This is a genomic window from Streptomyces sp. NPDC102441 (assembly GCF_044765585.1).
Lineage (GTDB): Bacteria > Actinomycetota > Actinomycetes > Streptomycetales > Streptomycetaceae > Streptomyces.
Genome location: NZ_JBIWKH010000003.1, coordinates 185,514 through 211,108, shown reverse-complemented (window position 1 = coordinate 211,108; position 25,595 = coordinate 185,514). Strand labels below are relative to the sequence as shown.

Annotated in this window: 25 protein-coding genes; 14 read left to right on the top strand and 11 right to left on the bottom strand. The window is 70.5% G+C overall.

The genetic code is table 11. The features are described 5' to 3' along the window. Positions 1-2 precede the first annotated feature (2 nt). Complete coding sequence (locus ACIREO_RS07195; protein WP_404106255.1) at positions 3-935, bottom strand: LysR family transcriptional regulator; 933 nt, start codon at positions 933-935, stop codon at positions 3-5. 96 nt (positions 936-1,031) lie between these two features. On the opposite strand from ACIREO_RS07195, the gene ACIREO_RS07190 reads away from it, so the two are divergent. The 3 genes from ACIREO_RS07190 to ACIREO_RS07180 are packed head-to-tail and all read left to right on the top strand — an operon-like array spanning position 1,032 to position 4,433. Continuing rightward, positions 1,032-1,739: a succinate dehydrogenase gene (locus ACIREO_RS07190; RefSeq protein WP_404106253.1), complete on the top strand. Its 708-nt coding sequence runs from the start codon at positions 1,032-1,034 to the stop codon at positions 1,737-1,739. A 1-nt stretch (position 1,740) separates the two neighbouring features. Beyond that, a complete protein-coding gene (locus ACIREO_RS07185) occupies positions 1,741-3,690 on the top strand; it encodes a fumarate reductase/succinate dehydrogenase flavoprotein subunit (RefSeq protein ID WP_404106251.1) in 1,950 nt (649 codons plus the stop codon). Further along, a complete protein-coding gene (locus tag ACIREO_RS07180) occupies positions 3,687-4,433 on the top strand; it encodes a succinate dehydrogenase/fumarate reductase iron-sulfur subunit (protein WP_404106249.1) in 747 nt (248 codons plus the stop codon). The genes ACIREO_RS07185 and ACIREO_RS07180 overlap by 4 nt, the downstream gene beginning before the upstream one ends. A 15-nt stretch (positions 4,434-4,448) precedes the next feature. Here ACIREO_RS07180 and ACIREO_RS07175 read toward each other — a convergent pair whose 3' ends face one another. After that, positions 4,449-6,875, bottom strand: coding sequence for an ABC transporter (locus tag ACIREO_RS07175; RefSeq protein ID WP_404106247.1), 2,427 nt, complete (start codon positions 6,873-6,875; stop codon positions 4,449-4,451). Between the two features lie 98 nt (positions 6,876-6,973). Further along, positions 6,974-7,165 (bottom strand): DUF6381 family protein, encoded by a 192-nt coding sequence (locus tag ACIREO_RS07170; RefSeq protein WP_404106245.1) that lies wholly within the window; start codon positions 7,163-7,165, stop codon positions 6,974-6,976. Between the two features lie 206 nt (positions 7,166-7,371). Between ACIREO_RS07170 and ACIREO_RS07165 the strand changes: the two genes are divergently transcribed. After that, positions 7,372-7,698 carry a plasmid stabilization protein gene (locus ACIREO_RS07165; RefSeq protein ID WP_404106243.1) on the top strand — a complete coding sequence of 109 codons (327 nt, stop codon included), beginning with the start codon at positions 7,372-7,374 and terminating at the stop codon, positions 7,696-7,698. Between the two features lie 69 nt (positions 7,699-7,767). Here the strand turns inward: ACIREO_RS07165 and ACIREO_RS07160 are convergent, their stop codons facing one another. Then, positions 7,768-7,983, bottom strand: coding sequence for a dodecin (locus ACIREO_RS07160; RefSeq protein WP_404106241.1), 216 nt, complete (start codon positions 7,981-7,983; stop codon positions 7,768-7,770). Between the two features lie 202 nt (positions 7,984-8,185). On the opposite strand from ACIREO_RS07160, the gene ACIREO_RS07155 reads away from it, so the two are divergent. The 3 genes from ACIREO_RS07155 to ACIREO_RS07145 all read left to right on the top strand — a co-directional run bounded on the left by ACIREO_RS07155 (position 8,186) and on the right by ACIREO_RS07145 (position 11,285). Then, entirely contained in the window at positions 8,186-9,439 is a 1,254-nt protein-coding gene (locus ACIREO_RS07155; protein WP_404106239.1) for an extracellular solute-binding protein, read from the top strand. A gap of 176 nt (positions 9,440-9,615) precedes the next feature. Next, the gene (locus ACIREO_RS07150) at positions 9,616-10,449 is read left to right on the top strand and encodes a GNAT family N-acetyltransferase (protein ID WP_404106237.1); all 834 of its coding nucleotides are present in this window, start codon (positions 9,616-9,618) and stop codon (positions 10,447-10,449) included. Then, positions 10,446-11,285, top strand: coding sequence for a lysophospholipid acyltransferase family protein (locus ACIREO_RS07145; protein ID WP_404106235.1), 840 nt, complete (start codon positions 10,446-10,448; stop codon positions 11,283-11,285). The genes ACIREO_RS07150 and ACIREO_RS07145 overlap by 4 nt, the downstream gene beginning before the upstream one ends. Here the strand turns inward: ACIREO_RS07145 and egtD are convergent. Genes egtD through egtA form a run of 4 tightly spaced genes read right to left on the bottom strand, consistent with a single transcriptional unit; the run spans position 11,228 to position 15,577 of the window. Beyond that, positions 11,228-12,190 (bottom strand): L-histidine N(alpha)-methyltransferase, encoded by a 963-nt coding sequence (gene egtD, locus ACIREO_RS07140; RefSeq protein WP_404106233.1) that lies wholly within the window; start codon positions 12,188-12,190, stop codon positions 11,228-11,230. The two genes, ACIREO_RS07145 and egtD, sit on opposite strands and share 58 nt — an antisense overlap. Continuing rightward, positions 12,187-12,942: an ergothioneine biosynthesis protein EgtC gene (egtC, locus tag ACIREO_RS07135; protein ID WP_404106231.1), complete on the bottom strand. Its 756-nt coding sequence runs from the start codon at positions 12,940-12,942 to the stop codon at positions 12,187-12,189. Before egtC ends, egtD begins: the two co-directional genes overlap by 4 nt. After that, the gene (gene egtB / locus ACIREO_RS07130; RefSeq protein WP_404106229.1) at positions 12,942-14,282 is read right to left on the bottom strand and encodes an ergothioneine biosynthesis protein EgtB; all 1,341 of its coding nucleotides are present in this window, start codon (positions 14,280-14,282) and stop codon (positions 12,942-12,944) included. Before egtB ends, egtC begins: the two co-directional genes overlap by 1 nt. After that, on the bottom strand, positions 14,279-15,577 hold the full coding sequence (egtA, locus tag ACIREO_RS07125) for an ergothioneine biosynthesis glutamate--cysteine ligase EgtA (protein WP_404106227.1): 1,299 nt from the start codon (positions 15,575-15,577) through the stop codon (positions 14,279-14,281). The genes egtB and egtA overlap by 4 nt, the downstream gene beginning before the upstream one ends. A 147-nt stretch (positions 15,578-15,724) precedes the next feature. Between egtA and ACIREO_RS07120 the strand changes: the two genes are divergently transcribed. Then, positions 15,725-16,561, top strand: a complete 837-nt coding sequence (locus ACIREO_RS07120) for a TIGR02452 family protein (RefSeq protein WP_404106226.1) — start codon at positions 15,725-15,727, stop codon at positions 16,559-16,561. Here the strand turns inward: ACIREO_RS07120 and ACIREO_RS07115 are convergent. Continuing rightward, on the bottom strand, positions 16,546-17,013 hold the full coding sequence (locus ACIREO_RS07115; RefSeq protein ID WP_404106224.1) for a type II toxin-antitoxin system PemK/MazF family toxin: 468 nt from the start codon (positions 17,011-17,013) through the stop codon (positions 16,546-16,548). The genes ACIREO_RS07120 and ACIREO_RS07115 overlap by 16 nt on opposite strands. 180 nt (positions 17,014-17,193) lie before the next feature. Between ACIREO_RS07115 and ACIREO_RS07110 the strand changes: the two genes are divergently transcribed. After that, positions 17,194-18,222, top strand: a complete 1,029-nt coding sequence (locus ACIREO_RS07110) for a LacI family DNA-binding transcriptional regulator (protein WP_404106221.1) — start codon at positions 17,194-17,196, stop codon at positions 18,220-18,222. A 62-nt stretch (positions 18,223-18,284) separates the two neighbouring features. Beyond that, the gene (locus ACIREO_RS07105) at positions 18,285-18,647 is read left to right on the top strand and encodes a hypothetical protein (RefSeq protein WP_404106218.1); all 363 of its coding nucleotides are present in this window, start codon (positions 18,285-18,287) and stop codon (positions 18,645-18,647) included. A gap of 74 nt (positions 18,648-18,721) precedes the next feature. Here ACIREO_RS07105 and trxA read toward each other — a convergent pair whose 3' ends face one another. Further along, complete coding sequence (trxA, locus tag ACIREO_RS07100) at positions 18,722-19,102, bottom strand: thioredoxin (protein WP_404106215.1); 381 nt, start codon at positions 19,100-19,102, stop codon at positions 18,722-18,724. A 115-nt stretch (positions 19,103-19,217) separates the two neighbouring features. Between trxA and ACIREO_RS07095 the strand changes: the two genes are divergently transcribed. The 3 genes from ACIREO_RS07095 (at position 19,218) to ACIREO_RS07085 (ending at position 21,628) form a co-directional block, all read left to right on the top strand. Next, on the top strand, positions 19,218-20,663 hold the full coding sequence (locus tag ACIREO_RS07095) for a dihydrolipoyl dehydrogenase family protein (protein WP_404106213.1): 1,446 nt from the start codon (positions 19,218-19,220) through the stop codon (positions 20,661-20,663). A 310-nt stretch (positions 20,664-20,973) separates the two neighbouring features. Then, on the top strand, positions 20,974-21,234 hold the full coding sequence (locus tag ACIREO_RS07090) for a hypothetical protein (protein WP_404106210.1): 261 nt from the start codon (positions 20,974-20,976) through the stop codon (positions 21,232-21,234). 103 nt (positions 21,235-21,337) lie between these two features. Next, complete coding sequence (locus tag ACIREO_RS07085; protein WP_404106207.1) at positions 21,338-21,628, top strand: hypothetical protein; 291 nt, start codon at positions 21,338-21,340, stop codon at positions 21,626-21,628. Between the two features lie 459 nt (positions 21,629-22,087). Here the strand turns inward: ACIREO_RS07085 and ACIREO_RS07080 are convergent, their stop codons facing one another. Beyond that, positions 22,088-22,618: a GNAT family N-acetyltransferase gene (locus ACIREO_RS07080; protein WP_404106205.1), complete on the bottom strand. Its 531-nt coding sequence runs from the start codon at positions 22,616-22,618 to the stop codon at positions 22,088-22,090. A gap of 570 nt (positions 22,619-23,188) precedes the next feature. Between ACIREO_RS07080 and ACIREO_RS07075 the strand changes: the two genes are divergently transcribed. After that, positions 23,189-25,423, top strand: a complete 2,235-nt coding sequence (locus ACIREO_RS07075) for a hypothetical protein (protein WP_404106202.1) — start codon at positions 23,189-23,191, stop codon at positions 25,421-25,423. Positions 25,424-25,595 lie beyond the last annotated feature (172 nt).

Sequence of the window (25,595 nt, the reverse complement as noted above, 5' to 3'; positions counted from 1 at the left end):
CCTCAGCCGCCGTCCGGGCCGGACCCGCCGGCGGCTGAGGACACGGCGGGCGGCCCCGCTCCCAGGAGCATCCGCTGGAGCTCGCGTGCCGCGCGCGGCGGTTCGACGTCGCTGCGGTGCGCCAGCGCGATCGTGCGCCGCAGACCCGGCGAGGCCAGCGGGGTCGTCCGGAGGTCCTGGCCCGCCCGCACGGCGACCATGCGGGGTACGACGGCGATCCCGAGACCCGCCCGTACGAAGCCGAGCACGGCGTCCATCTCGCCGCCCTCCACCGTGAACGAGGGCTCGAAGCCCTCCGCCCGGCAGGCGGCTACGGTCAGCTCCCGCAGGTCGTATCCGTGCCGGAACATCACCAGCGGTTCGTTCTCGAGATCGGCGACGTGCACGGCGCCCTTCCGTCCCGGTGCGGGCCGTGACGCCGACGACACCACCACCAGGTCCTCGTGCAGCAGCTCCACCGTGGTGAGCGCCGGTGAGGCCGCGGGCAGCGGCAGCACGAGCAGCGCGAGATCCAGGGCGCCCCGTGCCAGCTGCCGTACGAGGTCGTGGGAGCCGCCCTCCTCGATCAGGAGCTGGATCCCCGGGTGCGCGCCGTGGAAGGCGCGCAGCACATCGGGAAGCAGGCCCGTGCAGACACTCGGGGTGGCGCCCAGTCTGATCCGCCCACGGCGCAGCTGCACGAGCTCCTGCACCTCGTGTCGCGCGGTGTCCGCGTCCGCCAGGATCCTGCGGGCGAGCGGCAGCAGAGCCTCGCCGGCGTCGGTCAGCGCGATGTTGCCGCGCGCCCGGCTGAACAGCTCGGCGCCCAGCTCGTTCTCCAGGGCCTTGATCTGCTGGGAGAGGGAGGGCTGCGACACGTGCACCTCCTCGGCGGCCCGGGTGAAGTGTCTGGCCTCGGCCACCGCCACGAAGTAGGAGAGCTGCTGAAAGTGCATGCGGCCGACGATAGCGAACTCCATAGCTGTTGCCTATGGAGATGAGTCATTTCATGTCTTGGACTGATGATGCCCTTCGCCTCTAGCGTCGTGTCCATGGCATTGGCAACGCGGACGGACCGACGGCCGTCCATGACGCGTACGCTCTGGGACTCGTCCGTCGGCAAGAAGACGATCATGGCTGTGAGTGGCCTGATCATGCTCGGCTATCTGGCGGTCCACATGTTGGGCAACCTGAAGATCTTCTTCGGATCCGGCGAGTTCAACCACTACGCGCACTGGCTCCGGACCCTCGGCGAGCCCTTCCTGCACTACGAGTGGGCTCTGTGGATCATCCGCGTGGTGCTCGTCGCGGCCGTCGTCCTGCACGCCGTCTCCGCGTACCAGCTGAGCCGACGGGACCTCAGGGCCCGCCCGACGGCGTACGTCCACAAGAAGGCGCGCTCCAGCTACGCAACGCGCACCATGCGCTACGGCGGCATCATCCTCGCGCTGTTCATCGTCTGGCACATCCTGGACCTCACGACCGGCACCGTGCACACCGGGGGATTCCAGCCCGGGCACCCCTACCAGAACGTGCTCGACACCTTCTCGACCTGGTACGGCAACGTCATCTACATCGTCGCCGTGCTCGCCCTGGGGCTGCACGTCCAGCACGGTTTCTGGAGTGCGGCGCAGACCCTCGGTGTGGGGAGCGCGACCCGGGACCGCGTCCTGAAGACCCTCGCCAATGTCCTCGCAGTGGTGCTGACGGCCGGATTCGTCTCCGTGCCCGTCGCCGTGACGACCGGAGTGGTGAGCTGACATGAGCGACTACACGAACTACCGCACCGGCGAGCCCGTCTCCGACGCCAAGGCGCCGGAGGGCCCCGTCGCGGACCGCTGGGACACCCGCCGCTTCGAGGCGAAGCTCGTCAACCCGGCCAACCGCCGCAAGCACACCGTCATCGTCGTCGGCACCGGCCTGGCAGGCGGATCGGCCGGCGCCACGCTCGCCGAACAGGGCTACCACGTCGTCCAGTTCTGCTTCCAGGACTCGCCCAGGCGCGCCCACTCCGTCGCCGCGCAGGGCGGGATCAACGCGGCCAAGAACTACCGCAACGACGGCGACTCGGTGCACCGGCTCTTCTACGACACCGTCAAGGGCGGCGACTTCCGTGCCCGGGAGTCCAACGTCCACCGACTGGCCGAGATCTCGGTGGAGATCATCGACCAGTGCGTCGCCCAGGGTGTCCCCTTCGCCCGCGAGTACGGCGGCCTCCTCGACAACCGCTCCTTCGGCGGTGTGCAGGTCTCCCGCACCTTCTACGCCCGCGGCCAGACAGGGCAGCAGCTCCTCCTCGGCGCCTACCAGGCGCTCTCGCGCCAGATCGCCGAGGGCAACGTCGAACTGCACTCCCGCACCGAGATGCTCGACCTGATCGTCGTCGACGGCAAGGCCCGCGGCATCGTGGCCCGCGACCTCGTCACCGGGAAGATCGACACGTACTTCGCCGACGCCGTCGTCCTGGCGAGCGGCGGCTACGGCAACGTCTTCTACCTGTCGACGAACGCCATGAACTCCAACGCCACCGCGATCTGGCGCGCCCACCGGCGCGGCGCCTGGTTCGCGAACCCCTGCTTCACCCAGATCCACCCCACCTGCATCCCGCGCACCGGCGACCACCAGTCCAAGCTCACGCTGATGAGCGAGTCGCTGCGCAACGACGGCCGCATCTGGGTCCCCAAGGCCAAGGGCGACGACCGCCCCGCCGACCGGATCCCGGAGGACGAGCGGGACTACTACCTGGAGCGGATCTACCCTGCCTTCGGCAACCTCGTGCCCCGTGACATCGCCTCCCGCGCCGCGAAGAACGTCTGCGACGAGGGCCGCGGCGTCGGCCCCGGCGGCCAGGGCGTCTACCTCGACTTCGCCGAGGCCATCGCACGCATGGGCAGGAAGAAGGTCGAGGAGAAGTACGGCAACCTCTTCGACATGTACGCCCGCATCACGGCGGAGAACCCGTACGAGACGCCGATGCGCATCTACCCCGCCGTGCACTACACGATGGGTGGCCTCTGGGTCGACTACGACCTCCAGACCACGATCCCCGGCCTCTTCGCCATCGGTGAGGCCAACTTCTCCGACCACGGTGCCAACCGCCTCGGCGCCTCCGCGCTGATGCAGGGCCTCGCCGACGGCTACTTCGTCCTGCCGTCGACCATCAACGACTACCTCGCCCGCAACCCGCACACCGAAGCGGTGGACGCCGGACACCCGGCGGTCACGGAGGCCGTCGCCGAGACCGAGGACCGGCTCAACCTCCTCCTGGCGGTCGACGGGGACCGCACCCCGGACTCCTTCCACCGCGAGATCGGCGAACTCATGTGGGAGTTCTGCGGGATGGCCCGCACCGAGGAGGGGCTCCGGAAGGCCCTCGACCGGATCCCGCAGATCCGCGAGGAGTTCTGGCGCCGCATCAAGGTGCCCGGTACCGGCGAACAGTTCAACCAGTCGCTGGAGAGGGCCAACCGCGTCGTCGACTACCTGGAGCTCGCCGAGCTCATGTGCCTCGACGCCCTGCACCGCGTCGAATCCTGCGGCGGCCACTTCCGCGAGGAGTCGCAGACCCCGGACGGTGAGGCCGCCCGCCGGGACGAGGAGTTCTCCTACGCCGCGGCCTGGGAGTTCAGCGCCACAGGCGACGCCCCCGTCCTGCACAAGGAAGACCTCGTCTTCGAGTACGTCCACCCCACCCAGCGGAGCTACGCATGAAGCTCACCCTGCGCGTATGGCGCCAGCAGAACGCCGAGGCGCCCGGCGCCATGGCCACCTACGAAGTCGACGGCATCTCGCAGGACATGTCGTTCCTGGAGATGCTCGACACCCTCAACGAGGAGCTCATCCTCGGCGGGGACGAGCCCGTCGCCTTCGACCACGACTGCCGCGAGGGCATCTGCGGCGCGTGCAGCCTCGTCATCAACGGCGACGCCCACGGACCGGAGCGGACCACCACCTGCCAGCTCCACATGCGGTCCTTCGACGACGGCGACACGATCGACATCGAGCCGTGGCGCGCCTCGGCCTTCCCGGTCGTCAAGGACCTCGTCGTCGACCGTTCCTCCTTCGACCGGATCATCCAGGCCGGCGGATACATCTCGGCGCCCACCGGCACCGCACCCGACGCGCACGCCACTCCGGTGCCCAAGCCGGACGCCGACTCGGCCTTCGAGCACGCGGAGTGCATCGGCTGCGGCGCCTGCGTCGCGGCCTGCCCGAACGGTTCGGCGATGCTCTTCACCTCCGCCAAGGTCAACCACCTCAACGTGCTCCCGCAGGGGGCGCCCGAGCGGGAGACCCGGGTGCTCGACATGGTCGCCACCATGGACGACGAGGGCTTCGGCGGCTGCACCCTCGCCGGTGAGTGCGCCACGGCCTGCCCGAAGGGCATCCCGCTGCCGTCGATCACCGCGATGAACAAGGAGTGGCTGCGCGCCAACCGCAAGGTCCGCCGCTGACCCGGCGGCGGGGAGTCAGTCCGCTCTCAGCGCCTTCGCCAGGTACGCGGCGGTCCGGCTCCCCGTCGCGCGGGCGACCTCCCGGGGCGTGCCGGTGGCGACGATCCGGCCACCCCGGTCGCCGCCGCCGGGCCCCAGGTCGATCACCCGGTCCGCACCGGCCACCACCGCCATGTCGTGCTCCACGACCACCACCGTGCTGCCGGCGTCCACGAGTCCGTGCAACTGCCGCATCAGCACCTCCACATCGGCCGGGTGCAGCCCCGTCGTCGGCTCGTCCAGCAGATAGAGCGTGTGCCCCCGCCGGGCACGCTGGAGCTCCGTGGCGAGCTTGATCCGCTGGGCCTCACCGCCCGACAGTTCCGTGGCGGGCTGGCCCAGACGCAGATAGCCGAGCCCCACGTCCAGCAGGGCCCGCAGACTGCGCTCGGCCGCCGGCGTCCCGGCGAGGAACCCGGCCGCCGCCTCCACCGTCAGGTCCAGCACCTCGGCGATCGTGAGCCCGCGCAGAGTCACCTCCAGCGTCCGCGGGTTGTAGCGCGCCCCGTGACAGTCCGGGCACGGGGCGTACGTACTGGGCAGGAAGAGCAGCTCGACGGAGACGAATCCCTCGCCCTGACAGGTCGCGCACCGCCCGCCCGCCACATTGAACGAGAACCGGCCGGCCGGGTACTTCCGGGCGCGTGCCGTCTCGGTGTCCGCGAACAGCTTCCGTACGACGTCGAACAGCCCTGTGTACGTGGCGAGGTTGGACCGGGGCGTACGGCCGATGGGCCGCTGGTCCACCTGTACGAGCCGGTCCACCGCGTCCAGTCCCTCCGCCGACGCGCAGCCCCGTACCACCGGCGCCACGGTGTCCTCCGCCGTCTCCGTCGGCCGCCGGTCGGCGAGCACCCCCGCCAGGACCTGGCCGACGAGGGTCGACTTGCCCGACCCGGACACTCCGGTGACCGCTGTCAGCACGCCGAGCGGGAACGCGGCGTCGACATCGCGCACGTTGTGCAGGTCCACCCCGCGCAGCGTGATCCAGCCGGTGGGGGTGCGTGGCTCGCGCACCGGAGCCGGGCCCTCGTCGAAGAGGAAGCGCCGGGTCGCGGATCCGGCCACCCCGGCGAGGTCGGCCGGCGGACCGCTGTGCAGGACCAGGCCTCCGTGCTCGCCCGCGAGCGGCCCGACATCCACCAGCCAGTCGGCCTGTCGCACCACATCCATCTGGTGTTCCACCACGAACACCGAGTTCCCCGCGTCCTTGAGCCTGCCGAGCACGCCGAGCAGCGCCTCCGTGTCGGCGGGGTGGAGGCCTGCCGACGGCTCGTCCAGCACGTAGACGACGCCGAACAGCCCCGACCGCAGCTGGGTGGCGAGTCTCAGCCGCTGCAGTTCGCCCGACGACAGGGTCGGGGCCGTACGGTCGAGGCTGAGATAGCCGAGACCCAGCTCGGTGACGGGTCCGATCCTGGCCAGCAGGTCGGCCGTCAGCACCCGTGCCGTGTCACTGCCGCCGCCCGCCTCCAGCAGTACCTCGGTGAGGGCGGTGAGAGGGAGCGCGACGAAGTCGGCGATCGTACGGCCGGCGAACGTGACGGCCATGGCCTCGGGCCGCAGCCGGCTGCCCCCGCACACCGGACAGGGCGCGCTCGTCAGGAAGCGCTCCGCCTTCGTCCGCAGCGTCCGGCTCCTGGAGTCCGCGAACGTGTGCATCACATAGCGGCGCGCGCTCATGTACGTACCCTGGTAAGGGCGATGGATGCGGCCCGCGTCGCGCACCGGATGGACCGTCACCACCGGCTGCTCGTCGGTGAACAGGATCCATTCGCGGTCCGCCGGCTCCAGCTCCCGCCACGGCCGATCGATGTCGTACCCGAGAGCGTCCAGCACATCGCGCAGGTTCTTGCCCTGCCAGGCTCCCGGCCAGGCCGCGATCGCGCCGTCGCGGATCGACAACGACGGGTCGGGGACGAGCAGTTCCTCCGTGGTGCGGTGAGTGCGCCCCAGGCCGTGGCAGCCGGGGCACGCCCCGGCCGCTGTGTTCGGGGAGAAGGAGTCGGAGTCGAGCCGTTCGGCACCCTGCGGGTAGTCACCGGCGCGCGAGAAGAGCATGCGCAGGGAGTTGGACAGCGTGGTGACCGTCCCGACGGAGGAGCGCGACCCGGGCGCCGACCGGCGCTGTTCCAGGGACACGGCCGGCGGCAGACCGGTGATCTCGCCGACGTCGGGTGCCCCGACCTGATGGATCAGCCTGCGGGCGTAGGGGGCGACCGACTCGAAATACCGGCGCTGGGCCTCCGCGTAGACAGTGCCGAACGCCAGGGAGGACTTCCCCGAGCCCGAGACGCCGGTGAAGACCACCAGGGTGTCGCGCGGAATGTCGACGTCCACGTCGCGGAGGTTGTGCTCACGCGCGCCGCGTACCCGGACGTACGGATCATGAGGGGTCGACATCGGCGGCACGGCTCCGTGGGGGATCGGTGGGGTGGGCATGCTTCTGCCGGTGATCCTCCCGCACGCGGAAGGACCACCGGCAGCGCGGGGCGCCGGACCTACACCATCGGGTCCATGCCACGGTCCGTCATGGAGCTCTCCTGCTCGCTCTGCTCGCGCAGGCGACGGGCCTTGTCCTGGAGCCGCTGGCGCTGCTCCGGATCGGTGGCGCGTTCCGCGGCCTCGTTCAGTTCCTGCGACTTGGCACGCAGCTGCTGGGCACGGCCGCCGGACTCACCTGCAACGCTCATGATCACTCCTGGATCTGTGGGGGAGCGGACCCCACCAGCGAAGCAGCGCCCGGCCCCGTCTGCATCTCGAACCGCCACGCTCCGCCAGGGGCGTGGGCCGGCGCCGTGCCCCGTTCGGACCTCTCGCCCGGCAGGCGTGGACACGACGGTGTGGGGTAGGGGGTGCGGCGGGTCACCTCCGTCGTCCGGAAGCGAGGAGAGGTGCCATGCCCGCAGGATCCAGCTCGAAGCGTGAACGTCAGTACGAGCACATCAAGGACGGTGCCGAGGAGCGCGGCACATCCACGAAGCGCGCCAAGGAGATCGCGGCGCGGACGGTCAACAAGGAGCGCGCCCGCTCGGGGGAGTCCGGCACCGCGAGCCGGACGTCCCTCAGAGACCCCAAGTCCGCCTCCTCGCGCGGTGGACAGCGCTCCCACAGCGGAGCGCAGGGGCCGACGAAGGACCAGCTGTACGAGGAGGCCAAGAAGCGCAACGTCGAGGGCCGCTCCTCGATGACCAAGGACCAGCTGCGCAAGGCGCTGGGGCGCTGAGGTCCAGGAGCCGCCGGGAAATTGCCCCGGGGGACGCCCGCCCGCAAGCCGGCGGCTCCCCGTACCCGGTCAGGCGTCTTCGTCGAGCCGGAAGCCGACCTTGAGCCCCACCTGGTAGTGGGCGATCCGGCCGTCCTCGATATGGCCCCGGACCTGCGTCATCTCGAACCAGTCGAGATTGTGCAACGTTTCGGCGGCTCTCGCGACGCCGTTCCGGATCGCCGCGTCAAGGCTCTCCTCGGAGGTTCCCACGATCTCGGTTACCCGGTAGGTGTGATTAGACATCTAATGTCTCCTTTCGTGGTTCCACGGTGCCTCACTCCGGGGTGGAGCGCGAGGTATCCGCCCGGCGACCCACAGCCGGTCAGGGCTTGACCTGCCCATTGGTCCATACCAAACTCCGGTCCATACACCCGTGCGAGCGCCGCCCGCAGTCCCCCACCCGGGTCCTGTCATTCGTCGTGCCGTTTCGCAGAAGGTGACCCCCGTGAAGATCCGCATACTGGCCGGAGCCGTCGCGCTCGTTTCCTCCGTCGCGCTGAGCGGCTGCGGCTACCTTCCCGGTGCGGGCGCCGGCAGCAGCACGGTGACGGTGTGGCTGATGAAGGGAAGCACGTCCCAGGGCTTCCTGGACCGCTTCAAGGAGTCGTACGAGGACGAGCACCCCTCGGTCGAACTGGAGTTCATCCTTCAGGAGTGGGGCGGTATCGGCCCCAAGGTCATGAAGGCGCTCGAGGGCGACGACGCACCGGACGTCATCGAGGTCGGCAACACCCAGGTCGCTCAGTACGCGGAGAGCGGTGAACTGCGCGATCTCACACTGGAATCCATGCGTGAACTGGGCGGGGAGGACTGGCTTCCCGGCCTCGCCGAACCGGGCAAGGTCAACGGCGGACAGTACGGAATCCCCTGGTACGCGGCCAACCGTGTCGTGATCTACAACAAGGACATCTTCGCGCAGGCGGGGATCACCGAACTCCCCAGGACCCGTGAACAGTGGGTGGACATCAGCGAGCGGCTGAACACCTCCGGCCGGCAGGGCATCTACCTCGCCGGCCAGAACTGGTACGTACTCGCCGGGTTCATCTGGGACGAGGGCGGGGAGCTGGCCGACGACAGCGGCGGTGACTGGGAGGGCGCACTCGACTCGCCCGCCGCGCTGCGCGGAATGGACTTCTACAGGACACTTCAGGCGCTCGGCGGCGGACCCGAGGACGCCGACGAGCAGTCGCCCCCGGAGACCGATGTGTTCGCCGAGGGCGATGTCGCCCAGATCATCTCCGTGCCCGGCAGCGCCGCACTCATCGAGCAGGGGAACCCCGAACTCAGGGGAAAGCTCGGCTACTTCCCCATCCCGGGCAAGAGTGCGAAGAGGCCGGGGTCCGTCTTCACCGGGGGGTCCGACCTGATCGTGCCCGAGAACGCCGACCAGCGGAGCGAGGGCATCGAGGTCGTCAAGGCCCTCGCGGGGGAGAAGTGGCAGACGGAACTCGCCCGGACCATGAGCTACGTGCCGAACAAGCCCGCCCTCGCGAGAGTCGTCGAGGGCGAGGAGGGGACCTCCGCGATGGCGGAGGGCGCCACCGAGGGCCGCGCCACCCCCAATTCGCCCCACTGGCCCGCCGTCGAGGCGGACAACCCGATCAAGCCGTACATGACGGCGGTGCTGGAGGGCGGCGATCCGGCGGAAGAGGCGAAGAAGGCGTCCGACCGCATCACGTCCAAGCTGATCACCGGCTGACCGGCGCGGGAGGGGCCGTCCGCCGGGTGCCCCGGGGATTCAGCCGTCGCACATCCCCTCGCTCCACAGCGGTCATGTCGAATCCAGCCGGTCACGGAAGAAGTGAGAGGGGCCGGGCCGTCGCACTCTTGCGGCAGCCGCCGGCCGCCCCGCTGATCCGTCCCCCGGAGACCGCCATGACCGTGCTGCCGCTCCTCACTTCCACCTCCGCTCCCCTCGCCTCCTCCACCCCCGCCGTTGTGCCCGCGCCCCGGCCGGCCGCGACCGGTGCTCCCTCGGGATACCGGGTCTCCCTGGCCACCTGCCAGGACGACGTACGGGCCGCCCAGCGCCTGCGGCACCTCGTGTTCGCCGGAGAGCTCGGCGCCCGGCTCGACAGCGCCGAACCCGGCCTGGACAGTGACGCCTTCGACGCGTACTGCGACCACCTGCTGGTGCGTGAGGTGGCCACCGGAGAGGTGGTCGCCACCTACCGGCTGCTGCCACCCGAGGGGGCCAGGCTCGCAGGCGGCCTCTACGCGGAGCGCGAGTTCGACCTCGCGCGCCTCGCCCCGATCCTCGACGACCTCGTCGAGGTGGGGAGGTCCTGCGTCCACCCCGCCCACCGCGACGGCGCCGTCATCGCCCTGATCTGGGCCGGACTCGCCCGCTACATGGAGCGCACCGGCCACACCTGGCTGGCCGGCTGCTGCTCCGTACCCCTGAGCGACGGAGGAGCACTCGCCGCCAGGAGCTGGGACACCGTACGGACCCACCACCTCGCTCCCGAGGAGTACTGGGTCACCCCACACCGCCTCTGGGACACCACGGGCCACCCCGGTGGCGGCGCCGGCGGGCGCGCCGGACTGCCTCCGCTGCTGCGCGGCTACCTGCGTCTCGGCGCCTGGGTGTGCGGAGCGCCCGCCCACGACCCGGACTTCGATGTCGCGGACCTCTACGTCCTGCTCCCGATGCACCGTACGGACCCGCGCTACCTGCGCCACTTCCTCTCGCTGGCACCGCTGCGATGAGTGCCTGGCTGCCCGTCGCTCCCTGCACCCCACGCGACTGCGCGCACCACGAGGGTGCCAGGCGGCCGCCACCACAGGCCGTGGCCCTCCTGCTCGCCGGGTGCGCCCTCACCTTCTTCGGGGTGCTCTGCGTGCCCGCGGTGCTGCTCCTGGGACCGTCGCTCCGCGACCGGCTGGTCCGCCGGTGGGCGTACGCCGTGGTGCGGGCCTTCGGCGTACGCATACGGGTCACCGGCCGTCCGGTGGAACGGGCCCGGCCACCGGCGGGCGAGCTCGTGGTCGCCAATCACGTCTCGTGGCTGGACATCCCGCTCGTGGCGGCCGTGCTCCCCGCCCGGATGGTCGCCAAGAGCGAGATAAGGGACTGGCCGCTGCTCGGCCCGCTCGCCGCGCTCGGCGGCACCCTGTTCATCGAGCGGGACCGGCTTCGGGCGCTGCCGCACGCGGTGCGGGCCCTCGCCGGGGCTCTGGCCTCCGGGTCACGGGTCGCGGTGTTCCCGCAGGGCAGCACGTGGTGCGGCCGGAGCGGCGGCGGCCGGTTCCGGCCCGCCGCCTTCCAGGCGGCGATCGACGCCGGCGCCGCCGTCCGCCCGGTCCGCATCAGCTACCGGACGGCGACGACGAACGCGGCGGGAGCCGCCGCGTTCGTCGGTGAAGACCCGCTCGCCGCCTCACTGTGGCGCGTGGTGACCGCCGCGGGGCTCACCGCCGAGATCCGGGTCCTGCCGCCGGTCCGCACGGACGAGCGGCCCGACCGGCGTTCACTGGCGAGGGCGGCTCAGTCCGCGGTCGCCAGCGACAGCGCGAACCTGCCCGCCGTATCCGTCCACCACTGATCCAGCCGCAGACCCGCCACGGCCAGCTCGTCCCGCACCCTGTCCTCACGGAACTTCGCGGAGATCTCCGTGCGCAGTTCCTCGCCCTCCTCGAACTGCACCACCAGATCCAGCTCCCGGACCTTGACCGTCAGGGCCCGGCGGGCGCGCAGCCGCATCTCGATCCACTCGTTGTCCGGGTCCCAGAGGGCCACATGGGTGAAGTCGTCGGGCGGGAAGTCCGCCCCCAGCTCACGGTTCACCACGGCCAGCACGTTCTTGTTGAACTCGGCCGTCACCCCGGCCGCGTCGTCGTACGCCGCGACGAGGGTCGCCTCGTCCTTGACCAGGTCCGTACCGAGCAGCAGTCCGTCCCCGGGGGCGAGCCGCGCCCGCAGGGAACGCAGGAACTCCGCGCGCTCCTCCGGAAGGAGATTGCCCAGCGTCCCGCCGAGGAAGACCACCAGCCGGGGGCCGGGGCTCTCCGGCAGCTCCAGGGCCTGCGTGAAGTCGGCTACGAGCGCGTGCACGGAGAGCCCCGGACGTTCGGCCAGCAGTGGCTCGGCCGCGCCCGTGAGCGCGCTCTCACTGACATCGACCGGCACATAGGTGTGCAGCGCCGGCATCGCGTCCAGCAGGTGCTTCGTCTTCTCCGAGGAGCCCGACCCCAGCTCGATCAGGGTCCGCGCCCCGGACGCCGCGGCGATGTCCCCGGCACGGGCGATGAGGATCTCCCGCTCGGCACGGGTCGGGTAGTACTCGTCCAGCCGGGTGATCTCCTCGAACAGGTCACTGCCGCGCGCGTCGTAGAACCATTTGGGCGGCAGCGTCTTCGGGTGCCGCGTCAGACCGCTCAGCACATCGGCGCGCAGCGCCGCGTCCGTCGCGTCCGCAGGCAGGGTGCGGGTCAGCAGATAGGGACTCACGCGGTGGGCTCCTTGAGCGGGGTCAGCAGGACATCGGTGCGCGTCGCGGTCAGCAGAGTGCGGTCCGGGACCTCGCGCCAGTACGGATCGTCGTCGTAGGGCTCAGAGGCCACCACCGTGCGGCGGCCCGGCTCGTGGAGGTACCAGAGGGAGTCACCCCAGGTGGTCGCCACGATCGTGGAACCGTCGGTGAGCAGGAGATTGAGGCGTGAACCGGGGGCGGCCGCGCCGACATCACGGACCGTGTCGGCGACGGCCTGGGCTATCTCGTCACCCTGCGCGGCCCGGTGCAGCACCAGCGCCCAGATCAGCGCCGAGTCGCTCCGCGCCGCGAGGGCGAGCAGCCTCTCCGGCGGCAGGCCCCCGGCGAGCCCTGCCAGGGAGCCGGGCCAGCCCCGCACCGCACCGTTGTGGCTGAACAGCAGACGTCCATCGGCGAAGGGAGCCGCCGCGGCCTCCCCGTCCGCCCCGGCGAACGTCGCGTCACGGACCGCGGCGAGCAGCGCCGTGCTGCGCACCACGCGGGCCAGATCGGCGAAGGTCTCGTCGCCCCAGACAGGCCCGGTGCGGCGGTACCGGCCGGGCACGGGGTCCCCCTCCGCGTACCAGCCGATGCCGAACCCGTCGGCGTTGACCGTGCCGTTCTGCTGGCGCCGGGGCTCCCAGGACTGGCGCACGAGCCCGTGAGCGGGGGAGACGAGCACCTCTCCCAGTGCCACCGGGGGCCCGAGATACGCGATATGACGGCACATCAGGCATCCCTCGCAGTGCGGAAGCCGGAGAAGATCTGGCGCCGGACGGGAAGGTCCCAGTTGCGGAACGTGCCGCGGCAGGCCACCGCGTCCACGGCGAACGAACCACCGCGCAGCACCTTGTGCCCGGGTCCGAAGAACACCTCCGAGTACTCGCGGTACGGAAACGCAGCGAAGCCGGGATAGGGGAGGAAGTCGCTCGACGTCCACTCCCACACGTCGCCGATCAGCTGGCCGGCTCCCGCCGGGGACCGGCCGGCCGCGTACGCGCCGGCGGCGGCGGGCCGCAGATGGCGCTGGCCCAGATTGGCCCGTTCGGGTGTCGGTTCCTCGTCGCCCCAGGGGTAACGCAGCGAACGTCCGGAGGCGGGATCGTGACGGGCGGCCTTCTCCCACTCGGGCTCGGTCGGCAGACGCCGGCCCGCCCAGCGGGCGTACGCGTCCGCCTCGTACCAGCTGACATGGAGCACCGGCTCGTCCGCCCGCACGGGCTCGGTCACCGCGAAGCGCCGCCGCAGCCACTGGCCCGCGTCCCTGTGCCAGAACAGAGGCGCGGTCAGGTCGTGCTCGCGGACCATCGCCCAGCCCTCGGGCGCCCACCAGCGTTCCTCGGTATAGCCGCCGTCCTCGATGAAGCGCTGGTACGCCCCGCAGGTTACCGGGGCGGTGTCGATGTGGAACGCCGCCACCTCCCGCCGGTGGGCCGGCCGCTCGTTGTCCAGGGCCCAGGGCTCGGTGGAGGTCCCCATGGTGAAAGGGCCTCCGGGGACCAGGACTTCGGCGGGCAGCGTGACGGTGTCGGTGGAATCCGGAGGCTCCGGAGCACCGAGCACCGCCGGTCCCGAGCGCAGCTGATGGGTGATCAGCATCGTCTCGTCGTGCTGCTGCTCGTGCTGGGCGACCATGCCGAACGCGAACCCCGCCCGCTCCAGCGGACGTCCATCGCCGTGCAGCGGCGCGCCGCCGAGGATGTCCAGGGCCCTGCCGCGCACGTCGGCGGCGTAGGTGCGTGCCTCCGCGGGTGCCAGCAGGGGCAGCGAGGGGCGGCTGGCCCGGGAGTGCTCGAAGGCGTCGTACAGCCCGTCGATCTCGGGGCGCATGGCCTCGCGGCCGCCCACGGCGCGCAACAGCCACAGCTCCTCCTGGTTCCCGATGTGCGCCAGGTCCCAGACCAGGGGTGACATCAGGGGAGAGTGCTGTGCGATGAGCTCGTGGTCGTCGACGCTGTCGGTGAGGAGGGCGGTGCGCTCGCGGGCGGTGAGGAGTGCGGCCAGGGCACGCTCGCGCAGCGTCTCCGCGTCGGGTTCCTGGCCTGTGTGCGGAGCAGAGGTGTCAGTCATCGGGCCAAGCCCTTTCCGTACGGAGCCCGTGTCGGGTCGATGAGATCGTCGGCCGGAGATCGGCCCCGGGCCACGTAGCGGTCGTGGAAGGCGGCGACGGTCCCGATGACGTGGTCACTGGCTCCGATCCTCGGCAGCGCCTCCATCGCGGCCGTGAAGCAGGCCGCTGCGGCCGCCGCCAGCTCCGGATCGCCCAGCCCGTCACGGGCGGCAGCCTCCCAGAGCGGATTGCGGGGCGCGGGCGCCGGGCCCGCCGTCTCGGCCAGGGGTTTGACGGTGCGGTACACGGTTTCGGCTGCCTCCGGGTCGTCGAACATCGCGGTGGTCACGGCCAGCGGCACCAGCCAGCCGTCGGGGCCCGACTGGGCGTCGATCATGCGCAGTTCCAGATGTCCGCGCGGGCGCACCGGCGGGAACAGCGTCGTGAGGTGATAGTCGAGATCGGCCCGCACCGGCGGCCTCGGCCCACCGCCACGGATCCAGTCACGGAACGTCAGGCCGTGGGGTACGGCCCAGGGTCCGTCGTCGCTCCGGACGCACATCACCGGCGTGGCGAGCACATGGGCGGCCCAGGCGTCCCGGGGTGCGAGACGGCTCTGCGGAGCGAGCGTCCTGGCCGGATCGAGCCCGGCCCACAGCGCCTGGCGGGACGACCGCCAGCCGGTGCGCCGGCCCTGTCGTAAGGGCGAGTTGGCGAAGGCGGCGACCAGCACCGCGCCCAGGAGATGCCCGAGCTGCCAGCGCCGTCCGTAGCCCAGCGGCCCCGGCTCCTCCTCACCGGCGTCCAGGCAGACCTGGACGGACGCGGAGGTGCACATCATGGCGCGGCCGTCGGAACCCGACCGGTCGAGAGCGGCTTCCATGGCGTCGTAACGTGGCTCCCGGAGCAGACGGCGCGGCGGATGCCACGGGTCCACGCCCAGCCCGGACAGGGTCAGCCCGGTCCGGCCGAGGGTGTCACGTACGGACGCCAGATCGGCGCCCGTGGCGTCGATACACGCCATCAGGGAGCCGGCCGGCTGCGAGCTGAGCTCCAGCTGACCTCCTGGCTCGAAGGTCAGGGCGGCGTCCAGCGGGGTCGCGCGCACCGCGTCGGCCGCGGCGCGGAGGCGGTCGTGGGAGACGGCGACCTCGGGATGTTCACGGTCGTGAATGAGCCATTCCAGCTCCACACCTACCGTCCGGGGCGGTCCCGTCTTGAAACATATGCCGCGGAGCAGGTCCTCCGCTTCTTCCTCACCGAGCGGCGCCGCGCCGACGGGCGGGCCGTGCTGGCCGAGAGTGTCCGGGGGCATTGCTGGCCTCCTTTTCGGGTGCTTGTGTTCCACCCAAACCCTTACCGGGAGTTCGCACAAGAGTGCCCCTGGGCGACGGAAAACCGGTTGCGTCCATGCCGCTGAGGCGTCCAGCATGCCCCGTATGCACCACACGGGGGCGCGCCCATGAGCGCACGACTGCGCGGCATCGCGCGCGAGACCGAGTCCATCGTCCTGGCAGGCCGGTACCGCACGCCCGAGGGGCGCGAGGTGACGATCGAGCGTGCCCTGGCCGTCGCACTCTCCGGCACCCGGCTGTACGGCCCCGAGCCCGTCCACGTGGCCGTCCTGGACACCGACCGCAGCCCGGTCGTCGAGGTGACGGGCGAGACGAGCCTTCAGGCGGCACACCGGATGGCGGGTGAGTCGGCGGCCAAGGTGGCCGTGCTGAACTACGCCTCCGCCCGCAATCCCGGCGGCGGCTATCTGAACGGCGCACAGGCCCAGGAGGAGTCCCTCTGCCGGGGTTCCGCACTCCACGCCACACTGCTGCGGGTCCCCGAGTTCTACGCGCACCACCGTGCCGAGCGCAGCGCGTTCTACACCGACCGGGTCATCCACTCACCCGGCGTGCCGGTCTTCCGCGACGACCGGGGAAGGCTGCTGGAGTCCCCGTACACGGCCGGATTCCTCACTTCGCCCGCACCCAACGCCGGAGTCATCCGCAGCCGGGACCCGGACCTGGTCCCCCGCATACCCGCCGCCCTGGCGAGCCGCGCCGAACGGGTGCTCGAAGTGGCCGCCGTCCGTGGCTACCGACGGCTGGTGCTGGGCGCGTGGGGCTGCGGCGTCTTCATGAACGACCCGGCCGACGTGGCGGGCGCCTTCCGCGCCCTGCTCACCGGCGGCGGGCGGTTCTCCGGCCACTTCGAGCAGATCGTCTTCGGCGTCCCGGACCGCGATCCCGACTCCGCCGTCCGGGCGGCCTTCACCCGTGCGTTCGGCAGTCAGCTCCAGCCGTAGCGCTCCCGCAGCCGCCCCACGACCAGGTCGAACCTGCCCCGGTCCAGCTCACAGGCCTCGCGCCGCATCCCGTCCTCGTGTACCCGCAGGACCCGGTCCAGGTCCACCCAGGACGGCCGTCCCGAGCTGTCCCAGGGACCCGCGCCCAGGGAGACCCACTCGTGGTCCCTGTCGTGCTGCTTGCTGGACAGCTGGACGGCGAGAACGGTGCCCTCCTCCTCCCGGGCCACGACGAGAACCGGCCTGTCCTTGCCGCGCCCGTCGTTCTCCTCGAACGGCACCCAGGTCCACACGATCTCGCCTGGGTCCGGATCACCGTCACGGTCAGGGGTGTACGAGGTACGGACGGGCCCCACATCGCGCGGTTCGGCCTCCGTGGTGGCGGCCGGGCCGCTGCGGCCGGGGAAGTCGGTCGTGCTGTCGCTGCTGTGGTTGGTGTGCTGGAACGTCATCGCAACACCGTAGGACCTTTCCGGCCCGGTTCGTGGAGCGGGTCGGCGAAACGGGGCGCGGTCTCGATCCCATGAGGGCGTGCCGCCGGATCCGGCCGGTCGTCACCGGCAGCTGACACCGCCGTTACGGTGCCCCGGCCCGACGACGGGACAAAGGGGTCTGGAAGACTGCCGGACGCCATGAGCCAGTTATCCGAGCAGCCCGCGGACATCTCCGTACCGACCAGCGCCGATGTGGCGCGGCTCGCAGGAGTCTCCCGGGCCACCGTGTCCTACGTACTGAACAACAACACGACCGTGCGGATCAGCGAGCCCACCCGTCGCCGGGTCAGGGAAGCCGCCGCCGGCCTCGGCTACGTCCCGCACGCGGCGGCACGCAGCCTTCGGGCCGGGCACACCAGAATGGTGCTGCTGCCCGCCGCGCAGGCCTCCGCGGCCCCCCTGTACCAGCGGTTCTTCAGCGGGCTCGAATCCGGTCTGCGCCGCCTCGACTACACCGTCGTGCAGTACGGCAGCGTCGGCCTGGACGCCGACGAGGCGGCCCGGGCCTGGGCGGAACTACGCCCCGTCGCCGTCGTGTCGCCCGGGGACATGGCCCTCACTCCGTACGGCATAGGAGTGCTCACGCGCTCCGGTGCCAAGGCCGTGATCACCCTGGGCCCGCAACCGGTGGACGGCGCACACGCCCTCGTCGTGGACCAGCGCGAGGTGGGCGGCTGCGCGGTCCGGCATCTGCTCGCACGCGGACGGCGCAGGATCGGGGTGGTCGTGCCCCAGGAGACGGACCTGGCCCTCTCCGCCGAACCACGCCTCGCCGGAGCGGTGCGCGCCGTGGAGGAGTCGGACGCGGACGCCCGCATCCAGCCACTGCCCCTGCGGTACGAGGAGGAATCAGCCGAGGACCTCGCCGCCCGCTGGCGGACACTCGGCCTGGACGCCGTGTTCGCGTACAACGACGAATACGCCATGCTGCTGATGAGAGCGCTCCAGGACGCCGGTGTCGACGTACCCGCCGAGACGGCCGTGATCGGCGCCGACGACCTGATGCTCGGCAGGCTCCTGCGGCCCCGGCTCAGCAGCGTCACCGTGGAACTGGCGGCCGAGCAGTCACCGGCCGGGCTGATCGACCGCCTGGTGCAGAACCCCGGCGGAGCGCCTGAGCGCCACGACCTGCTGCGGGCCGCGGTGGTGACACGCGAATCCAGCTGACCGGGCCGGACGGGCGGCGTTGCGACATGCGCGGGTGGCCGCCGATGTCTAGCGTCGACGGCATGAGCCATCCGCAGAGCTACGAGATCCTGCTGTTCCCGGAACCGGAGGAGCCCGTGACCGGGGCGCCCGCGCCCGGCACCGCCATTCGCTCCGCGGTGGTGGCGGCCATCGGGGAGACCGGCACATCGGGCTATCCGCGTTACGCCGGGGACGGCATGGAGGCGGACATCGACCCCGCCTCGCACACGGTGGAAGCTCTGCTGGTGGACGGCGCGGAGCTGGACTACGGGCTCACGGCCAGGATCGCCGAGCGCATTCCCGGCCCGGAGGACGCAGTCGGTGAGGAAGCGGGCCCGGAGCAAGCCGGCACGGAGCAAGCAGGGACGGGGGCCGGCACGGAGCAGGCCGGGAGGGACAGCTGAACCGGCGCCGCCCGTGACGAAGGCCCGGCCGCCCCGGCCGGGCCTTCACCACGTCTGCCGTAGGTCCGCAGGGACTACTGCTGCTCCTGCTGTGCCTGCTTCTGTTCCTCGACGGACTTGCGCACCTCGTCCATGTCCAGGTTGCGGGCCTGGCCGATGACATCCTCCAGCGCCGACTCGGGGAGCGCCCCGGGCTGCGAGAAGACCGCCACATTGTCGCGGACGATCATCAGGGTGGGGATGGACTGGATCTCGAAGGCGGCCGCCAGCTCCTGCTGCGCCTCCGTGTCGACCTTCGCGAAGACCAGGTCGGGGTGGCGGTCGGACGCCGAGTCGTAGACCGGTGCGAACTGCTTGCACGGACCACACCAGGAAGCCCAGAAGTCGATCAGCAGGAATTCGTTGTCGCTCACGACCTGATCGAAGTTTTCCTTGGTGAGCTCTACGGTGCTCATACTCTCTTACCTCTTCCTGGGACCGTTCGGACCTGTCCGGCACAACGGTGACGTCACTTGCGCTATTCCGCCTGCCCATGTGGCCGCCGCGCACACCCACGAGGACACTGTTCCCATGACTGATGCGGATGGTGTGCGGAGCAGCGAGTACGACGTCGTGGTCATCGGGGCCGGCCCGGTGGGGGAGAACGTGGCGGACCGTGCCAGAGCGGCCGGGCTGAGTGCCGCGGTGATCGAGTCCGAACTCATCGGAGGTGAGTGTTCGTACTGGGCGTGCATGCCCAGCAAGGCACTGCTGCGCCCGGTCGTCGCACGTGCCGACGCGCGCCGGGTACCCGGGCTGAGCGGGGCGGTGCGGGGGCCGCTCGACGCGGACGCCGTCCTCGCACACCGGGACGAGCAGACCTCCCACTGGAAGGACGACGGGCAGGTCGGCTGGCTGGACAGCATCGGCGCGCACATCTACCGCGGCATGGGCCGGCTGACGGGAGTCCGGCAGGTGTCCGTCACGGCCGAGGACGGGTCCGAGCAGCGCCTCACGGCGCGCCACGCCGTGGCCGTCTGCACCGGGAGCCGGGCCGTGGTCCCCGCGCTGCCCGGCATCGCGGACGTCCGGCCGTGGACCAGCCGCGAGGCGACCAGCGCCAAGGAGGTCCCGGGCCGGCTCGTCGTCGTCGGCGGGGGAGTGGTCGGAGTGGAGATGGCCACCGTCTGGCAGGGGCTCGGCGCCCAGGTGACGATGCTGATCCGCGGCAAGGGTCTGCTCCCCAAGATGGAGCCCTTCGCCGGTGAGCTCGTCGCCGAGGCTCTGACCGAGGCCGGCGCGCGGATCCTGACCGGAGTGTCGGCAACGGACGTACGCAGGGCGGGCCACGACGGGCCGGTCACCGTCGAACTCGACAACGGGGAACGGCTGGAGGCCGACGAGATCCTCTTCGCGACGGGCCGGGCCCCACGCACCGACGACCTCGGCCTCGACACGGTGGGCCTCCGGCCCGGGTCCTGGCTCTCCGTCGACGACAGCTGCCTCGTGGAGGGCAGCGACTGGCTGTACGCGGTCGGCGACGTCAACCACCGCGCGCTGCTGACCCACCAGGGCAAGTACCAGGCCCGAATCGCGGGAGCCGCGATCGCGGCCCGCGCGCAGGACACCCCTCTGCTGGAGACGGACCCCTGGGGCGCGCACGCGGCCACCGCGGACCACGCGGCCGTCCCCCAGGTCGTGTTCACGGATCCGGAGGCTGCATCGGTCGGCCTCACGCTCGCGGAGGCGGAAGCGGCGGGCCACCGGGTCCGCGCCGTCGACTACGACCTGGCCTCGGTCGCGGGCTCCGGCCTGTACGCACAGGGGTACAGGGGCCGGGCCAGGATGGTCGTCGATCTGGACCGCGAGGTCCTGCTCGGCGTCACCTTCGTGGGACCCGGCATCGGCGAACTCCTTCACTCCGCGACCGTCGCGGTCGCCGGCGAGGTACCGATCGAGCGGCTGTGGCACGCGGTGCCCGCCTACCCGACGATCAGCGAGGTGTGGCTGCGGCTGCTGGAGACTTTCAGGGGGTAGGAACCGCCGTTAAGTGCACACAGCAGGAGCAGGTCAACCCCTGTCCAAAGTGGCGAGCATCGGTGGGGCGCCGAGCGCACCACTGGGCCCCGCTGACCAGAGGCCCGGGAAGGGATCAGCGAACGCTGTGCCCTGCCGCTACGAGTGGCTGATGGCTGCTGACCTGTGCTAACGGAAGGGATGCAGTCGGTAGTGGCCTTGAGTGAGGAAGTGGCCGCGCTAGTGGCTCGTCTCGCATCGTTGGCCAGGTAATCGACGTGCTGTCCGGCGGCCAGCAGACTTGCCTCCAGGACTGATCTTGGAGGTGGTCGTGGGACGTCGATCGAGTGTGTTGTTCGTCCGACCGGTCAGCATGGACGAGGGCCGCAAACTGCAGAGGATTAGCCGGACCGCGAAGGATCCGGTGCGGCTGAGGCGGGCGATCGTGGTGCTGATGTCCGCCCAGGGCCAGACGGTCAAGGACATCACCTCGCTGATGCGGGTCAGCGAGGACTGCGACGCGTTCAACGAGCGGGGGGTTTACCGCGCTGGACCCAAAATGGAGCGGGGGACGCCCGAGGGCGATCAGTGAGCGGGTGCGTGAGCACATTCGCTTGATCGCCCGGACGTCCCCCGCCGACTAAGGCATCACCGGCTTCGCCACCTGGAACCTGTCCAAGCTCGCCGACCACCTGGTGCAACGACACGTGGTGCCGAGGATCAGCCGGGAGACCCTGCGCCGCATCCTGCGCGAAGGCAAGGTCTCCTGGCAGACCACGACCACCTGGAAAGCCTCCACGGATCCGGAATTCATCGCCAAGATGAACCGGGTTCTGGCCCTGTACGACACCCCGCCGGCCGACGGGCGGGTGATATGCGTCGACGAGTTCGGGCCGCTCAACCTGCAGCCCCGCAAGGGCAAGGCATGGCGCCCGGCGGGCAGGCCACGCAGGCTGCGGGCGACCTACCTTCGGTTGGCGGCGTGATGCACATGCTCGCCGCCCTCGATCTGGCCACCGGCAAGATCTACTACCGGATCCGCAAGCGCAAACGCTGGCGGGAGTTCCTCGGCCTGCTCAAGAGCCTGCGGGCCCGCGGCCCGAAGAGAAGCTGTGGGTGGTGCTGGACGACTTCTCCCCGCACAAGCACGCCGAGGTCCGCGCCTGGGCCGCCGACAACGACGTCGAACTGGTCTTCCTGCCGACCTGAACTGGATCGAGTCCGAGTTCGCCGCCTTGCGCTACTTCGCGCTGAACGGTACCGACCACCGCACCCACGACGAGCAGAACGCCGCCATCAACGCCTACACCCGCTGGCGGAATACCCGCGCCGAGCCCAAGCTCACCTTCGCCCCCGACTCACCCGTCCGGACCTGGCCCAGTACCCGACCCACGCTGTCTGACCGGCAACCCCGGGTGGTTTCACAGGCAGCGGTTTGCTCGCCCCTATCGGGCGAGGGGCGACGTGTCGCTCGCAGCCAGACGACGGGCCAATACGCGGGTGGTGCTGCCGTCGTCTTCTTCGATGTCCCGGACATGCTCGAAACCGATTCTGTCCAGCAGGGTCAGTGAGGCCTTGTTCGGTGCAGCTACGGTGGCGTGCACCTTGGTCAGTCCGAGCGTGTCGAAGCCGTAGGCGACGATCGCCTCTGCCAGCTCGGCCCCCAGGCCAAAGCCCCATGCCGCCGGCGCCAGAGCGTAGATGATCTCGTGGCCTGCGACGACGTCCGTCGGCTTGATCTCGGCATGCCCGACCAGGAGTCCGTCTCGACGAACAGCCCAGACATCGAACAGGTCCTGGGCATAGACCTTCGTGAAGATCCGCCCGAACAGAGCCCGGTCTGCTGCTTCGGAAGCAGGGCCGTCCCCCATCCACTGCGACATCCTGGTGTCCTGGAACAGAGCGACGAAGCCCTCTTCGTCCTCGGGGACGTACGGCTCTAGGAGCAGCCGCTCGGTGCGTAGAGTCGGGGGCACAGACGGCGACGCTACCCACGCAACACCCAGGTCAGCAAATCACTTTCGCCTGCGCCGATATCGCCCTCCCTGAGCGCCATGCCGACCATCTTCCGGAGCAGTAGACCGAGCCCTCATGCTCAGCCATTTACACGGCCAACGCTCCGATCCGAGCCACTAGCGCAGGGAGGTTCGGGGGACCCCGTTCGGGTCGGCCGATTCCGGCTCGCGGGCCACCCTAGTCGGACGGGTCGAGGGGCCGAAGCACTGCGGATCTCGGAGGAGAGCTTGCTGGGGGTGATCGCGTCTCCGCACTGGCATATGAGCTATCACGCCGTCAACGTTGTCTTGTGGGCGCCATCTGGCGTACAGGAAAGCGCTCCGCTTGTTCGGTTTAGGTGTATTCGGCCGTGAGGAAGATGCGGAAGCGCCCGCTGTGTGCTCAGGCAAAGTGGTGAATGTGCCGCAGGAATGCCAGGAGTGGGCATAGCCTTCGTAATCACCGCAGACGAGCCGGGGCGGGCTTGTGGTGGGGGTGGAGGTGCCATGGGTGGGGACCCGCATGAGCCGACTGCGGACAGTCAGCGTGGAATGGATGTGCCCGACCCGTATGGGGAACGGGCGCTGCTCACGCCCGCCATGACGGCAGGGCACGACTCGGTGCCCGAGCACGAGCGGGAGCGGCTGCGAAGTTTCCTTGAGGCTGTCGTGGCTGCCCGTCTGGCGCCTGTGCACACTGCGGTTGCCTTCAACGCTGCGTATTTCGGGTACGACCTCGGCGGCGAGGGGTACGGCGCGAGCCCGCTGCGCCCCGAGGACTTTCCTGTGGTCACCCTCGGTGAGTGCGCCCCGGTGCTGCCGGTCGGTGCGATGGTGTGTGTGACCTCAGGGTCGGATCCGCTCTTCGCGGAGATCGTCTACCGGGAGGGCGCTCACCCTGAGGCGAGTGCGCACGGTGACGTGCCCGCGTGGGTGTCGGGAGCGCCCGCGGGGGCCACAGGGCCGGGCGAACCGGGGGAAGGGGCCGCGCCGAGACGCAGGGAACTGCTGGTACCCGACCTCGATGCCTTTGGACCAGCCCTGCGTCTTTCGCCAACCCAGCTCCACCGCCTGCGTACCCGTCAGAGATGGATCAACGCGAACGGACATCTGGTGGTCGACGTCTGCTACCCCTCCCAGGAGGCTGCCCAGCGCGACGAACTGTCCGCGTACGCTGAGCATTTGCTGAGCACAGCCCGGGACCAGCTACTCAGCCCCTTCGTGCCCGTCTCCATCGCCGAACTGGTCGGCGGGACGCGTGACGAGAATCTGCGGGCAGGGCTGGCCGGCATCTTCGACACCATCCGGGACGTCCTCGACTCCAGCGAACTGCTGCGTACATGGGGTCAGTACGCCATGACCAGAACCTCCCTGGCCGAGTGCTGGCGGGACACTGGCCCGCTGGGCGGCGACGACCTCAGATCCCTGGCGGCGACGTTGGAGCACGCGGCCGTGCCGGTGAAACGGCGTTACATGCACACTTCCGCGCACCCCGTGTACACCGCCGTCGGCCCGAAGCTGCGCGCCTTCCCCGGGGCGGCGGATCTGCTCACCGGAACTGGATACGCTGCCGCGGTGTGCCGGGCGAACCTGGCGCTCGCCGATGTCATCCAACGGGACAGCGAACAGGGCCTGTTTGCGAGTGGATCCCAGATCACCCTTGACGACGCCTTCGAGAGCGGAGGCGTCTGGCGGTCTCACCACTCCGGTGCTTCGGAGCCTTCGGGGGACCCCCTCAGGCCGGCCGGGCGCGGCTGGGCCTCGACCCTCCCCCCGGAGGCTGAGGCCGGCATGGACCTGGAGCCGGTCGATCTGCCGCTTGCTGACGACACTTCTCTCGGCTCTGGTGAGCTTTTGCGCAGAGACAGCACCGATGTCGTCTGGTCGGCGCCCCTGCGACTGGCCCACCTCAGCGAGGGTTATTTCCCCCTGCCCTCAGAGGCCGTAGGCGACCTCTGCTGGTCCCAGGGCCGGTGCCCGACTCTGCGTCTAGAACTGAGCCATCCGGGGCAGACGGTGAACGAGAAAGAGGCGAAACAGGACGTCGCTGTCGGCATCGAGCAGGAGGCGCCACGGCTGACCGGGATCCTCTGGCCGCTCGACTTCTTCCCCGGCCTGATGATCGAGGTCCACCGCAGTCTCGGCGGCGCCACGATCCGCATGACCACTAGGCCCCTCCGCGAGCGGGTACTGATCGGAGACCGCGAGACCGGCCACCGCTACGACCCGCGTGTGCTCACCCGCGAAGACGTTCCGGGAAGCGACCGCCACGGAGACAGTGCGGCCGGACTCGGCCCACGACAGTTGGTGATGCGCACCGTGCGGCGCTGTGGCTTGCTCACTCCGGACGGGCACGCCCTCATGGACCGCGTGGCACTGCCGACGGCCGCCTACGGGCAGCTTCCGGTCGGCGCGGAGACCGTCTCCCTCGAGTCGGCCGTTGTGGAACTGATCGAGGAGCGGGTGCTGGAACCAGCCCTCGGTAGCCGGGATGCCCTGGGGCAACCCCACCACCCGGCGTGCGATGGACAGCCGGTCATCGCGCTGATCGGCTACCGACCGCTGGAACGACGAGTGATACGCCCCTGGAGCGGTGCGGAAGAGGGCGGTGCGCTACTCGGCGTCCAGTTCGTTCCTGGTCATCTGCGCCGCCTGCGCCCGGGGTGCTCTCCTAGCGAGGTCCAGCGCCAGGCCTTCCGCGACTATTGCCGCCGTCTCGGCAAGGCGGACGGTTGGGAACTGCCATACGGCTACACATTCGTTACCGAGCACACGCGCGGACATTGAAAGGCCGCGCGTCCGTGGTCGACCCCCGAGATCCACACCGATTGTGCGACCTCTGGCTGTCCCCGAGCCCGCCCTCAGGCACCTCACCTGCCATGGCGGGCCCGTATCTGTCAGATCGGATCAGCCGAGCCCGGCCCGCACACCGTTCAAGCACGAGGAAACGGAGTACCCC

Excerpts from the sequence above, each read along its gene's own strand:
- ACIREO_RS07195 (WP_404106255.1), bottom strand. The coding sequence starts at position 935 with ATGCACTTTCAGCAGCTCTCCTACTTCGTGGCGGTGGCCGAGGCCAGA.
- ACIREO_RS07190 (WP_404106253.1), top strand. The coding sequence starts at position 1,032 with ATGGCATTGGCAACGCGGACGGACCGACGGCCGTCCATGACGCGTACG.
- ACIREO_RS07185 (WP_404106251.1), top strand. The coding sequence starts at position 1,741 with ATGAGCGACTACACGAACTACCGCACCGGCGAGCCCGTCTCCGACGCC.
- ACIREO_RS07180 (WP_404106249.1), top strand. The coding sequence starts at position 3,687 with ATGAAGCTCACCCTGCGCGTATGGCGCCAGCAGAACGCCGAGGCGCCC.
- ACIREO_RS07175 (WP_404106247.1), bottom strand. The coding sequence starts at position 6,875 with ATGTCGACCCCTCATGATCCGTACGTCCGGGTACGCGGCGCGCGTGAG.
- ACIREO_RS07170 (WP_404106245.1), bottom strand. The coding sequence starts at position 7,165 with ATGAGCGTTGCAGGTGAGTCCGGCGGCCGTGCCCAGCAGCTGCGTGCC.
- ACIREO_RS07165 (WP_404106243.1), top strand. The coding sequence starts at position 7,372 with ATGCCCGCAGGATCCAGCTCGAAGCGTGAACGTCAGTACGAGCACATC.
- ACIREO_RS07160 (WP_404106241.1), bottom strand. The coding sequence starts at position 7,983 with ATGTCTAATCACACCTACCGGGTAACCGAGATCGTGGGAACCTCCGAG.
- ACIREO_RS07150 (WP_404106237.1), top strand. The coding sequence starts at position 9,616 with ATGACCGTGCTGCCGCTCCTCACTTCCACCTCCGCTCCCCTCGCCTCC.
- ACIREO_RS07145 (WP_404106235.1), top strand. The coding sequence starts at position 10,446 with ATGAGTGCCTGGCTGCCCGTCGCTCCCTGCACCCCACGCGACTGCGCG.
- egtC (WP_404106231.1), bottom strand. The coding sequence starts at position 12,942 with ATGTGCCGTCATATCGCGTATCTCGGGCCCCCGGTGGCACTGGGAGAG.
- egtB (WP_404106229.1), bottom strand. The coding sequence starts at position 14,282 with ATGACTGACACCTCTGCTCCGCACACAGGCCAGGAACCCGACGCGGAG.
- egtA (WP_404106227.1), bottom strand. The coding sequence starts at position 15,577 with ATGCCCCCGGACACTCTCGGCCAGCACGGCCCGCCCGTCGGCGCGGCG.
- ACIREO_RS07120 (WP_404106226.1), top strand. The coding sequence starts at position 15,725 with ATGAGCGCACGACTGCGCGGCATCGCGCGCGAGACCGAGTCCATCGTC.
- ACIREO_RS07115 (WP_404106224.1), bottom strand. The coding sequence starts at position 17,013 with ATGACGTTCCAGCACACCAACCACAGCAGCGACAGCACGACCGACTTC.
- ACIREO_RS07110 (WP_404106221.1), top strand. The coding sequence starts at position 17,194 with ATGAGCCAGTTATCCGAGCAGCCCGCGGACATCTCCGTACCGACCAGC.
- ACIREO_RS07105 (WP_404106218.1), top strand. The coding sequence starts at position 18,285 with ATGAGCCATCCGCAGAGCTACGAGATCCTGCTGTTCCCGGAACCGGAG.
- trxA (WP_404106215.1), bottom strand. The coding sequence starts at position 19,102 with ATGAGCACCGTAGAGCTCACCAAGGAAAACTTCGATCAGGTCGTGAGC.
- ACIREO_RS07095 (WP_404106213.1), top strand. The coding sequence starts at position 19,218 with ATGACTGATGCGGATGGTGTGCGGAGCAGCGAGTACGACGTCGTGGTC.
- ACIREO_RS07075 (WP_404106202.1), top strand. The coding sequence starts at position 23,189 with ATGGATGTGCCCGACCCGTATGGGGAACGGGCGCTGCTCACGCCCGCC.